The sequence below is a fragment of the Pedobacter frigoris genome (genome assembly GCF_005116445.1).
Lineage (GTDB): Bacteria > Bacteroidota > Bacteroidia > Sphingobacteriales > Sphingobacteriaceae > Pedobacter > Pedobacter frigoris.
This window is the reverse complement of record NZ_SWBQ01000005.1, coordinates 277,903-289,289: the sequence shown is the minus strand read 5'-3', so window position 1 is coordinate 289,289 and position 11,387 is coordinate 277,903. Positions and strand designations below refer to the sequence as shown.

Sequence of the window (11,387 nt, the reverse complement as noted above, 5' to 3'; positions counted from 1 at the left end):
TTAGCGATTTAATCATTCAAATTTAGAATACATTAAATACTCCAAAGCATAAATGATGAACAACGATCTAGAATTGGATAAAGGACAAGCAGGGGAAGATTTTGTCAATTTTATTGCATATCAATCCTTCTTAAAATACTGGTGTTTTCCTGGCCCCTTGGACATTGCAAAAGATTATAAAGAAATCTGTGATCTCTTGGTTGTATTTGATGATATCTGCTTAATTGTTTCGGTTAAAAATTACACTTTTAAGGGCAATTATGAACGCTATTTTAATAACACCATTGAAAAAGCAATAAGCCAGATTGAAGGAGCCGAAAGAAAACTATTTGGACAACGCCCAATTGTTCTTAAACATCCTGATCGTAGTGAAGAAGTGTTTATTAAAGAGACCATTAATCATGTATACAGAATTGTCATTAATCTCAGTCAAGATGTAAAGTATTACCAAACATCAGTATTTAGAAATAGCAAACATTTCACTATAATGGATGCTCTTGCTTGGAAATCTGCAATTACTGAAATGAGTACACTTCCTGACATGATTCAATACTTAACTTCACGTTGTAATTTATTCAGCACCCACCCCGCCTTTATGTTTCCCAGGGAAGAGTATGACTTTCATACAAATGATAAAATTAGCGCAGCAAGTGCCATTGAAAAAATTGCTTTAGATGGAGAAAAAGTGACTATGGTTTTAGGTTCTGAACTAGATTTAATTGCAAATTACATCAATTCAGGTTTTAAATTTTCCCCAGAGTTAAATCACAAATTAGTTAATGGAATTTCGATGTTCTTAGATGGACAATGGAATAAATATTTAAAGTCTAAGCTTTCTGCACAAAAAGAGCATTTTGAGCAGGAAAGTTATTTTATCGATCATTTGGTTAAAAACCTATTGATAAATACAGAAAATGGGAATTTTTTAGCCAAACTTTTTTTTAGACTCAACCGATTTGATCGTGCTGACTTTGCCAGAGCATTTCTGAAATATCATGAAGATTGTGTTTATGGAAAGTCATCAAAAATCAAGCTCAACCGGACACATTATTTAATGCCTAAAATCAATATGGTATTTATTTTCTTTGACGATGATTTTAATCGAGAAGATTTGGATGACTTTATTGCTCTAAGCTTAACTCACCATCATTATCTACATGATTTTAAATGCGCAGAAGTTGGAGCATTGGGTATGTCCAGAAGTGGAGAAGATTTTGTTTTCGGCTATGCAAAGCTTGAGGATGAACATTCTGAGCCTGAGAAGTTAGAGATGATTAAATCTTTTAAGAAGCTTGGATGGCAGTTAACAAAAATAAAAGATATGGAAAGCATAAAGTGATTTTGTCTCTTAAATTAAGAAAGGGTTGCTATTTGCAACCCTTTGAATATCCTTACAATCTAAACGCCCAATCCCTGGCCCTGCTTTTTATTTTTTTCCTGGGCCTTATTCCTGCTCTGCGCATATTCCTGCTTCATATCAGGTTGCTTTAAGAACTGCTCACGTTTTTCAGGTCTTCCATCCTTGGTGTAAAGGTTGATCTGGCTATAACGCGGCACCGCTTCCAGCTCCAACTTCACAGGTTCACCATTCTTTTCAACTGTCACCATTGCCCTGTTACCATTACGGATGCTTCCTTCTAAAATCTCACGTTTTGCAGGGTCGCCTAATTCCTTGATCTCAAATTTATCAAGCACCTTAGATAAGTCAAACCCATAAGCCGGGTCAGTATATTGGTTAATCATAAAATTATTAAATCTATCCTTTGGCACATCGAAATCCAATTTGATCCAAGCCTTGTACTGCTGGCCAGCTTGGGAAACCATGTCATCACGGTAAACAGCGCGACCTTGGATTAAATTCACTGCCTGCTCGGCCGAAAACCCTTTTCCTTTTTCAACATAAATCGTCTGGTTGATCGGCGAGGTACGATAGGTCTGTCCAAATTCTTTTTGCACATAATTCACCTTTCCATCTTCCATTGTTGCCAGTTTGACCGCAGAATTGGCATCCTTGCCAACCATCAAATGACTAATTCCTTTTTGTTCTTTAAGCATATCTTTCTGCCCATTGAAAAATGCAATGCCCTCGGCAATATGAACGAAATTTTTGTTCATTCCCTTATCCGCCCCCTCCATTTGTGTAAGCACCATGATCTTCTGTCCATCTGGTATTGCTTGACCTTTTTCGTGGCACACCTCAAACTTATTGAGGTAATAATAATCCGATTGACCCGACTGTTTGAAGAACAAAGTCATGTCAACTCGGCCCCTTGTTGCCTCCATTGAATCATACAATTTAAAATCAGCCACATTCGCTTTCATCTTTTCTTCCATCTGCTCAATGAGCTCTTTTTTAAAACCCAAGTTCGCCATCTCCTCACGGAGGTTCTCTAAATTATTCAAGTTCATAATCAATTTGTTTTCGGGGTAGCCCTTTGTCAGCTCACTTAAGTGCTGAAGCCTGCCCGTGTCATTAATTCTGTTAATTACTGCACCTACATGCAGTGTTGGTGGAAAAGGAAATGTCTCATAAAACTTTTTCTTCCAGTAGTTTTTATCGATTTTTAATAGGTAATCTTTCATACCATTGCCGGCCCCATATTTGACAAGCAGCATGTTCTGCATCTGATTTACCTTCTTGAACTCCACGTCATCATCCTCTCCCAAAAGAAAAAACTCAAGGTGGTTGAATTCTTGGAACACATTGCCAATCTGATCAAACGTTTCATTTTCATCCCGTCGTGACATAAAATCCTGTGGAAGCACCAAGGGAAAATCAATTAGCTTCAGCTGCTCTTCAATCGGTTGGGTTGGGGTGCCATAGTTGAAATGCTCAGGTATCTCCACTAACCTAGGTTTCCATAGCTCATAGCCTAACAGTTCGACATCCCCATTTTCAGCCAATCTGATTTCCAAATCGAACCTGACCTTAGCTTTTCCGATGGAACGTTCAAGTACCAAAGGATTACCCTCGGCAAAAAAAGCGTTTATTTTTTGCCGTAAATTTTCATCCGAGAGCCCAATGTCCGCCAATTGACGGCTAAGCTTTTCCATTCTACAATTGCCTGTTTACTCGAAGCAATACAGGAAAACCAGCCTTTAGTTTAACTTTCACGATACGCACTTTTCTTGATAAAAGCGATTTCGCCGCATCGATCCCAGCACCAGCGAGTTCCCCTCCAACACCCTCCAGGCCGTAAACCGAAACACCCGAAATCCCATCAGCCGCACCCATGCCAGCCGCATCACGAAAAACCGCATCAGGCGCATCAATCCCTGGCATACCGTCTAGCGAATACACCGAAAGGTCAACCGGAATAATTTGGCTACCCAGACGCACATTCTTGATGTCTAGTAACAAACGCTGATTGGTAATCTTGCACAAACCAAAAAGCAGGTGCCCCTTCGGGATTATTATCCCAGAAAGCAGTACCGAATCGGTCAACCGCAATTTCACCGAAGCTCCCTGTACCACCTTTTGATTCCCATCAATCACCGCAGTAATTGCTGAAAATTTTTCCAGATCCTGTCCTGAATAGATCCTGCCCAAAACCTTTTGTTGCGCCCGAATAGGGTTTTGGATATCCAATATCTTTTCCAAAACGGAATTCATCTGCTCCATTTCCGGGTCTTTCTGTTTGCCCTCTTGCATGGATTTCATCATCTGTTCTAAGCGGTCGACATCTGCAGAAATCGAAGCACTTCCGCTACCCGAATTAACTTTCGCCTTTGCTTCCACCGTAGGTGCAACCGGTGAATTGATTTCCCTGTTCAATGCTTCCAGCTTGGCATTGATCTCAGAGGTCTTTTGATCCTCTGCTCCAAACCCCAGTTTGCCCGCAATTCCCGAAACACCATTTTCAGCTGAAGTATCCTTTCCCGCCTTGGCATAAAACCCCATCTTGTCTACAGGCTCTTCCGCCTTGAAATTTGCATCTGGCAGCGCGGTATTGATTCCCTTGCTTGCAAGCTTTGTATCAATAATCTCACCTCGACCGCCACCCATCGCATAAAATGCAAGTGCCATAAATGGCAAAAGCATCAGCGGCAGCACCAAAAGGATTTTCCTTTTGTCCCTTGTTTTTTTAATTGTTTCCATAAAAATTGATTTGTATAAATAATCGATTATCTAAATAGGCATGTTACCAGCCATAGGCAGTAGCCTCCGAATAGCAATCCTAAGACAGCCATCACCAATAGGATCTTTTTTGGATTATATTTTTTGGCCTTGGCATTCAGCTTTGCTGAAAGCAAGTTCTGCCAGTTAAGTATTTTTCCTGCGATCCGCTCAGCCACCACATCAAAAGACCTATCCCCAGTCTCTTCTTTGCTTTTTCTCTTGAACCATCCCATAGCTTACGGCTTTACCACATCCGAATTCTCCAAAGTTTCCCAGCGCTGGATCAAAAACCCGTGCGGATTATTGTCCGAACGAGAAACGTTGCGCAAATAACCTTGGGTTACCAAACGCCTAACAACCGTCGAAGTGGAGCGGATCAATTGCTGCGTGGCAAAACACTTGAAGTAATAGGGATAGACATCTAGATTAAGTTCCACCGAATCCACAGCAATCTCCTGGGAGATATTGGCAGAAATTAGGTTGGTGAAATAACCTTGCTCTTTCAGATTATCATAACTTTTCTTTGCGCTCTGATCTGCCAAGTTCAGCGCCAATAGCATATTGCGCTGAATTACCTTTTCATCCGGGTCGAGCGTAAAAAACCAGTGGTGGAACATTTTCACATGATCCCTAATTTCAACGCCAATGTTATCCTTTCGCTCTGCCGAAAACGCTTCGATGGCCTTACCGTTGGCAAGGATATACACCTTGGCATTGTTTGTACTCACCATATCAAAGCTCTTGTAGATCGCAAAACCCGAAACCAGTACGCAGGCAGTGATCAGGAAGAGACTAAAGGTCTTGATATGCTTAAAGGCGGTATCTATATTTTTAAATTGTGTAAACATTTCTCTAGTATTTAGTAATTAGTATAAAGTAGTTAGACCAAGGCTTACTTGCCCGAAAGCTTATCGCGTTGGTGCGCATTTCCACCATCTGGAAAATAATCACCAGTACTTTGAGCCGCATATCCCTGGCTTACCTTTCTTGCAAGGTCACCAAGACCATCCGCCGCCATACCCGCACCTGCTGAAGCCCCACGCATCCCAGCAGAAGAGCTTCCCGAAATGATCGAATTCACTTTTTGCACCACCGTATTTCCGCCGCCTGCGTGGACTACGTAATTTGCAACCGAGGGTACGCAGGCGTAACCAACCACACCAATCAAAAGGAATATGAGGTAAGCAATATCGGTCGAGGAGAAAAAGGTATCTCCAGCGGAATCGATCTGGGAAATATCAAGGCGCAACATATTTTCCTGGATCTTACCCAAGATGCTCCCGAAGATATTGGCAATGGGAAGCCAGAGAAAAATGTTCACGTATCTTGCAATCCATACCGTCAAAGTCTGCTGAAACCCATCAAATACCGCAAAGCCAAAAACCAAAGGCCCAAGGATTGCCATAACGATCAGCATAAACGTCCGTACCACATTGATGCAAAGCGCAGCTGCCGCATACAATACCTCCAGCACCTGGCTCATCCACTTTTTGATCGAGTTTTCAAAGTTGTACTGCTGCTTTTCCATATAGAAACTGATGTCGTTGGCCATCCCGTCCAAAAACCCTTCATCATCACCATTCGGGTCTTTTGGATGTCTGTACTTATACCACTTCTCTCTGTCACCATCCCCAGACTCCCCAACATAGACCTGCCACTTCTTTGTCTTTTTCAAGGCAGCTTCCTTTTCAGCGAGTAACCTTTCAATCGCCTTGTTGGAATCCTTCACCATTTCACCAGTTGCCGAAACTGTCGGCTGCAAAACTCCGTTCATCAAACTAATGACCATAGGAAACATCAGTATTGCCAGCCCCAAGGCAAACGGACGAAGCAAGGGATAAAAATCAATTGCCTCGGCCTGGGCAATCTGTTTCCATACCCGAGAACCGATATACCATAGCGCACCAAATCCTGCCAAACCACGACCAACATCAATGAGCCGAGCACAGAGCGGCATCATTTCCGAATATACCCTGTCCAAAACCGGCTGCATCCCACGAAGCGACTCCGATACTCCCTGCCCAAAGGAAACCAGGGGCAACACCATCCCGATCAGCACCAAAACGGCGCTTAAAAAAATCTTTCTATCCATAATTTTCTAGTTTAAAATCAGTAAAGGCCTTTGAGCTGTCCAATTTCCTTTTTCTGCTTTTTTTTCTGGAGCAAAAGCATATTGGTCTCTGAATTGAAGTTTCGAAGGAACATCAGCTTGTCCTGGGCATCAAGGAATATCCTATCTATTGCCCGAAGCCTTTCATCATCGCTCATGCGGAGTTTAGAAGAAGTAATCACCATTGTCAGATCCTCCAAGTTCTGCAAGCTCTGGTCAAACAGATTTTCATAGACCAGTCCCACATATTCGAGTTCATCCGCTGAAAACATATCCGCCGAACGAAAAGCCTTCAGTGCCCGCTTATATTCTGAAACAATGTTCTTCTGATAGGTAATGATGTCTGCTACCCTCGCATATTTTTTTACTTCCGGAGACACCAGCATCATCCCATCCAAGAACACCTCGTGCAGAGAAAAATTCCCTTCTGCAATATTCTTTACCGAACGGTAACCATTTGACACAATGGTATATCCTTTTTTCATATCCGTCAGGATGTTCTTCAGTTGTGATAATTTCTCTATGTTCAAGAGCAACTGCGTTGCCTCCGAAGATTGTGCCAGGCAAATATTAACGCACAGCAGAAAAAGCAAAGTTCCTAAAACCCCAATCTTTTTAATCCTTTTCATATAACCTCCTTATTTTTAAAACTTCGCTTTTATTATCTCTTCCAGACTGTGCAATCGAAGATACCTCCACATAAAATCCCGAAACAAATTCCAGTTTTTCTGACATCGAGCCGTGCACCCTAGCAAGCCTAGAAAGTCGATCCTCATCACTGATTTCTAAACTAGAAGCTGAAACCACCAGCAGCAGTTCATCCAGATCCTTATTGCATTCTTCAATTACCCCATCACGAACCGAGCGGATATAAGTAAGGTTTTCATTCCCCAGATCCAAACGGAGCATCAAATTAAATGCCTTTGAAATTTTGCCCTGCATCGAAGCAATCTCTAAAACGCGATAATCATTTTTGATCAGCGGATTTACTAAAGCAAGCGAACCAAAGAACGCCTCATGCAGACCGAACTCCCCAGAGGTGAACCCCTTGATCGTACCCAGTCCATCAGAAACAACATCATAACCTTTTTTCAGGTAACCCGCATACAGTTTCAGATAGGCAAGTTGTTTCAGCAGATATTTTTCCTGCGTTTTCTTCTGCCTAAAAAACTCCGCATAGGTCTGTCCAAATGAAAGGCTGGAGACGAAAGCCAAACAAACCGCTAACACCAATATTTTAATTTTCGATCCCATATAGCTCCCTTAGTTTAGCCGCCTCATCAACCGATTTGGCCCTTTGAATACTTAACAGACTATTTTCCCTATTGAACCTTTTCAAATCTGACCAGTTGCGATCCATTTCCTTTGCAGCTTCGGAGATTAGTTCAAGCCTAGCCCCATCGCCCATCTGGGTCTTAAAGGAATTTACTACCACCAAGATCTGGTCTACATTTTTTACGCTTTCGGTCAATATCCCAGAGTACACCTTTTCCATCGAGGAAAGCTCATCCACCGAAAAGTGGCCACTCTTATTAAAAAGGCTCCAGGCCCAGCGGTATTCCTCCACAATATCCAGTTGCCTGGCGGAAAGTTCCTTCAGCTGCTTGTAATAGACGATTGCCGATTTCACTTTCCACAGCTCCTCGTAATACCTGGAATAGAGTTCCTTCTGCTTCTGCGTCCAATCTGAAATTTCAGTCAGCTTCAACTTGGATAACTGGTTTTCTAGCACCTTCTGCGCATTCTGTAGCCAGATCGTTTCGTTCTGCAAGCGCTGGACTTTCAGATCCATTGCCTTGATTACTTTTTTAACTCCCGCCTTGATCACTTCCAAAACTGCTACCTGCGCATTCGCCCCGACAGGCAATGCGACAAACAGCGTCATCGTACTCAACGGCAGGATAACCATAAATTTTTTCATCTTCTTGAATATTTTCATTTTCAACTTTTTAAATATTTTCCACATTAATTTTTTATCACTAGTCCACCTTTCTGTAGACCCTTTGTCCGACCATGAGCGAACCTTTTTCAGGAAAAAACGAGATCAGTTTTCCCTTTTTGGTTTCGGTTAACCTTTGAGTATCGGAACTATAAACCCCAATCCACTTTTCCACCTCATATTCTCTTTTACCTAGTTTCCCATTGGTTACCAGATTGAAGCCAGTCATACGATGAATCAGATAATTATTGCCCTCGATTAGTTCAACAGCAAGCGTATCGCTCGCCACCGAAAATTCCCCACCTGCTGAATTCACATAAACCCCGGGAATAAAATCCCTGACCTTGTCGGATGAGCATCCCAACAAAACCACTAGGCCCAACATTATTGCACCCATTTTTAACAATAAATTTTTCATAGCTTTTTTTATTTAGTTCTCAGTTCATTTGCCAACACCGCAATGCCTTTTTGGATCGAGCCGTACCGCCTTGCATACTCATGTACCTGCACCTTTTCCCGCTCTTCGGTGGTATAGGCCAGGTACTCTTCCAATGAAACTTCGGTACGATAGACCTTGGAAAGCTGACCTCCAATGGAAATAAATACCTCCTTGTATTTCCGCTTTGGATCATTCGCTTTGTTCATCGAAAGCACCTGAGCCTTTTCCTTTTCGGTGAGACCCAACAGCTCCTGTATCTGGTCAAACTTGTTCTGGTATTTTGACTGGTCGAGTAAAATTTTACAGTCCGAGTTATTGATGATCGCCTGCTTAACGATGGGAGAGGAAATGATATCCTCCACTTCCTGGGTCACTACGATCGCTTCCCCAAAATGCTTACGAACCGTTTTGAAAAGGTATTTGATGTATTCTGCCATTCCCTCTTTGGCAATCGCTTTCCAGGCTTCTTCCAAAAGGATTACCTTTCGCACCCCTTTGAGCTTTCGCATCTTGGAAATAAACACCTCCATGATGATCAAAGTAATTACGGGAAACAGAATGGGGTGATCCTTCACCTGGTCCAGTTCGAACACAATAAAGCGTTCATTCAAAAGGTCAAGGTTTTCGGTAGCGTTCAATAGGTAATCGAACTCGCCACCACGGTAATAGGGAGAAAGAACATACAGGAATCCACCCATATCAAAATCCTTCTCTTTCACCTTGGACAGGTCGAGTACCGATTGGTACTGACTTTGCAAGAACTCGTAAAAGGTATTGAAGCAGGGGAAGATATCACTCCGCGATTCCAGATGCTCAAAATACAGGGTCAACGCATTGGAAAGCGCCACGTACTCTGAACGCCTAAAGTTCTCATCATCCTTTTTCCATAATGCTAAAAGCAACGTTTTTATACTCTCCTTTTTTTCGGTATCCATCACATCACCATCGGACAGATAGAAGGGATTAAAGGCGATCGGATTCTCCTGTGAATAGGTAAAATAATAGCCATTCACTAGATCGCACAATCCCTTGTAACTGTGCCCAACATCCACCAAAACCACATGCGCCCCCTGCTCATAATAGCTGCGAACCATGTGATTGGTAAAAAAGGATTTACCCGAACCAGAAGGGCCCAAGATGAACTTGTTCCGGTTGGTCGCAAAGCCCAAAGAGATCGGCTCATCAGAAATATCCACATGTACCGGACGCCCAGTTAACCTGTCGCCCAAACGTATACCAAATGGCGAAACACTCGAACGGTAATTACTTTCCAGATTAAAAAAGCAGGTCGCCTGTTCCAGAAACGTATCAAAGGTATCGTTCATCGGAAAATCCGCCTCATTGCCCGGAAGTCCCGCAAACCAGATCTGCGCCTGCCCATCGGTCTCCTGTTTGGCCACAGCATCCAGCTGCGCCATGGCAGAGGAAACCAGGTTACGCATATCAGACTGGCCACTAGTATCATCACTCCACGCCAAAACATTAAAATGCGCTTTGACCGGAAGCCTGCCCGAGGCAATCGCCTCATTCAAAAAATCATTTACGCAATCCCGCGAGATCGCATTCTCCCTAGAATAACTGGATAACGAATGTAATCGCAACTTTTTCGCTTCAAGCCTCTTCAGCGTAACCGAAGAATCCCCCAAAAACACATATTGGTTCAATATATGGTTGCAGGGCAATAGCTGCCCAAGGGGAGAAGCAAACCCTACAGAAAACTTGGTCCGATCGGTAGAATATTTATCATAATTGATCTGAGAACCACATAGTGAAGGCAGGTCTTCCACATCAGAAAGCGTATACAGTTCCAGTGCCTTATCACCAACCTTAATCCCTTCCTTTAAATGGATATCCCTAATCACAGAAGCCTGTCCATCTTGCAAAAGAAAGCAATATCGCTCCAGCACCCCTGGCACATTCGCAGTTCCCGCCAGTTCATCATCAGTCAACCGATGCAGGGATACAAACCCAGAATCTTCCATTACCCTAACGAACTGCCCAACCGAATCCAGAAAATCAGAAGCCAAAGATTTATTTATGACCTGCGCTGGAGCGATACTTTTACGCAGCACATTGCTATACACCGAAGAAGACAGTTTCCTTCCCAGCGGCTTTTTTGTCAAAAAGATATAACAGGAATGGTCCAAACATTCCCGCTCGTTAAAAAAACGCTCACTAGAACGAGACAAAAAACTATCACGAGCAGCACCAAAATCAGCCTTATAGCTACCCGCACAAAACCAATCCTGTTTATGGAAAACGCAGTGCTGGGGAAGGAGTTTAATCGCCTTTACCCAGGCCTGGTGATAGCTCTCATAATCCCTGTCCGATAGGGTAAATATCTCTGGCAAAGTCACCTTAAATCCTACGGTTATATCACCCTGCCTTGACAAGATACAGTTGTGTTCAATCTTATAGATCGGAAGTATTTTCCTAGCCTCTTTCATCACGACCTCCCTTCAAAGCAATAAACACCCTACGGGAACTGAACCTGATAAACCTTGGAATACCCCGCTTAGCAAAGTACTTGCCCAGCCCATGCTCCCCGAACCTGTGGGATAGCCTGAACACCGTAAAAAATAGTCCCGAACCTAAAGAAAGGATGAGCGGCAATACTACAAAAAGCGAAAGTCCTGAAATATATAGGGCCGCAAATAGCACCAAAAGAAACACCAGCCCAACCGCCAGATAGGCGATATACTGCGCTTTTAGTCCCTTAAAAACAATCGGCTTAGAAACCCCTTTATTTATTCTGTATACACTAGCCATAACCGATAAA

12 protein-coding genes are annotated in these 11,387 nt (G+C 42.8%); 1 reads left to right on the top strand and 11 read right to left on the bottom strand.

Annotated elements, in window-relative coordinates:
• Positions 1 to 52 precede the first annotated feature (52 nt).
• Complete coding sequence (locus FA047_RS17320) at positions 53 to 1,339, top strand: hypothetical protein (protein WP_136837338.1); 1,287 nt, start codon at positions 53 to 55, stop codon at positions 1,337 to 1,339.
• 59 nt (positions 1,340 to 1,398) lie between these two features.
• On the opposite strand, the gene FA047_RS17315 is transcribed toward FA047_RS17320, so the two are convergent.
• The 11 genes from FA047_RS17315 to FA047_RS17265 are packed head-to-tail and all read right to left on the bottom strand — an operon-like array spanning position 1,399 to position 11,377.
• Positions 1,399 to 3,054, bottom strand: coding sequence for a hypothetical protein (locus FA047_RS17315; RefSeq protein WP_136837337.1), 1,656 nt, complete (start codon positions 3,052 to 3,054; stop codon positions 1,399 to 1,401).
• Between the two features lies 1 nt (position 3,055).
• Positions 3,056 to 4,099: a conjugative transposon protein TraM gene (gene traM, locus FA047_RS17310; protein WP_136837336.1), complete on the bottom strand. Its 1,044-nt coding sequence runs from the start codon at positions 4,097 to 4,099 to the stop codon at positions 3,056 to 3,058.
• Between the two features lie 26 nt (positions 4,100 to 4,125).
• The gene (locus FA047_RS17305; RefSeq protein ID WP_136837335.1) at positions 4,126 to 4,353 is read right to left on the bottom strand and encodes a hypothetical protein; all 228 of its coding nucleotides are present in this window, start codon (positions 4,351 to 4,353) and stop codon (positions 4,126 to 4,128) included.
• Between the two features lie 3 nt (positions 4,354 to 4,356).
• Entirely contained in the window at positions 4,357 to 4,968 is a 612-nt protein-coding gene (gene traK / locus FA047_RS17300) for a conjugative transposon protein TraK (RefSeq protein WP_136837334.1), read from the bottom strand.
• A 44-nt stretch (positions 4,969 to 5,012) separates the two neighbouring features.
• On the bottom strand, positions 5,013 to 6,212 hold the full coding sequence (traJ, locus tag FA047_RS17295; RefSeq protein ID WP_136837333.1) for a conjugative transposon protein TraJ: 1,200 nt from the start codon (positions 6,210 to 6,212) through the stop codon (positions 5,013 to 5,015).
• A gap of 17 nt (positions 6,213 to 6,229) precedes the next feature.
• Positions 6,230 to 6,859 (bottom strand): TerB family tellurite resistance protein, encoded by a 630-nt coding sequence (locus FA047_RS17290; protein ID WP_136837332.1) that lies wholly within the window; start codon positions 6,857 to 6,859, stop codon positions 6,230 to 6,232.
• Complete coding sequence (locus tag FA047_RS17285) at positions 6,846 to 7,484, bottom strand: hypothetical protein (RefSeq protein WP_136837331.1); 639 nt, start codon at positions 7,482 to 7,484, stop codon at positions 6,846 to 6,848. The genes FA047_RS17290 and FA047_RS17285 overlap by 14 nt, the downstream gene beginning before the upstream one ends.
• Positions 7,468 to 8,169: an SET domain-containing protein gene (locus FA047_RS17280; protein ID WP_136837330.1), complete on the bottom strand. Its 702-nt coding sequence runs from the start codon at positions 8,167 to 8,169 to the stop codon at positions 7,468 to 7,470. The genes FA047_RS17285 and FA047_RS17280 overlap by 17 nt, the downstream gene beginning before the upstream one ends.
• A 40-nt stretch (positions 8,170 to 8,209) precedes the next feature.
• Positions 8,210 to 8,587, bottom strand: coding sequence for a hypothetical protein (locus tag FA047_RS17275; protein ID WP_136837329.1), 378 nt, complete (start codon positions 8,585 to 8,587; stop codon positions 8,210 to 8,212).
• 8 nt (positions 8,588 to 8,595) lie between these two features.
• Positions 8,596 to 11,055, bottom strand: a complete 2,460-nt coding sequence (locus tag FA047_RS17270; RefSeq protein ID WP_136837468.1) for a TraG family conjugative transposon ATPase — start codon at positions 11,053 to 11,055, stop codon at positions 8,596 to 8,598.
• A complete protein-coding gene (locus FA047_RS17265; RefSeq protein WP_136837328.1) occupies positions 11,042 to 11,377 on the bottom strand; it encodes a DUF4133 domain-containing protein in 336 nt (111 codons plus the stop codon). The genes FA047_RS17270 and FA047_RS17265 overlap by 14 nt, the downstream gene beginning before the upstream one ends.
• Positions 11,378 to 11,387 lie beyond the last annotated feature (10 nt).

Coding starts and splice junctions, on each gene's coding strand:
- traJ (WP_136837333.1), bottom strand. CDS start 6,212: ATGGATAGAAAGATTTTTTTAAGCGCCGTTTTGGTGCTGATCGGGATG.
- FA047_RS17275 (WP_136837329.1), bottom strand. CDS start 8,587: ATGAAAAATTTATTGTTAAAAATGGGTGCAATAATGTTGGGCCTAGTG.
- FA047_RS17320 (WP_136837338.1), top strand. CDS start 53: ATGATGAACAACGATCTAGAATTGGATAAAGGACAAGCAGGGGAAGAT.
- FA047_RS17290 (WP_136837332.1), bottom strand. CDS start 6,859: ATGAAAAGGATTAAAAAGATTGGGGTTTTAGGAACTTTGCTTTTTCTG.
- FA047_RS17315 (WP_136837337.1), bottom strand. CDS start 3,054: ATGGAAAAGCTTAGCCGTCAATTGGCGGACATTGGGCTCTCGGATGAA.
- FA047_RS17280 (WP_136837330.1), bottom strand. CDS start 8,169: ATGAAAATATTCAAGAAGATGAAAAAATTTATGGTTATCCTGCCGTTG.
- FA047_RS17305 (WP_136837335.1), bottom strand. CDS start 4,353: ATGGGATGGTTCAAGAGAAAAAGCAAAGAAGAGACTGGGGATAGGTCT.
- FA047_RS17270 (WP_136837468.1), bottom strand. CDS start 11,055: ATGAAAGAGGCTAGGAAAATACTTCCGATCTATAAGATTGAACACAAC.
- traM (WP_136837336.1), bottom strand. CDS start 4,099: ATGGAAACAATTAAAAAAACAAGGGACAAAAGGAAAATCCTTTTGGTG.
- FA047_RS17285 (WP_136837331.1), bottom strand. CDS start 7,484: ATGGGATCGAAAATTAAAATATTGGTGTTAGCGGTTTGTTTGGCTTTC.
- FA047_RS17265 (WP_136837328.1), bottom strand. CDS start 11,377: ATGGCTAGTGTATACAGAATAAATAAAGGGGTTTCTAAGCCGATTGTT.
- traK (WP_136837334.1), bottom strand. CDS start 4,968: ATGTTTACACAATTTAAAAATATAGATACCGCCTTTAAGCATATCAAG.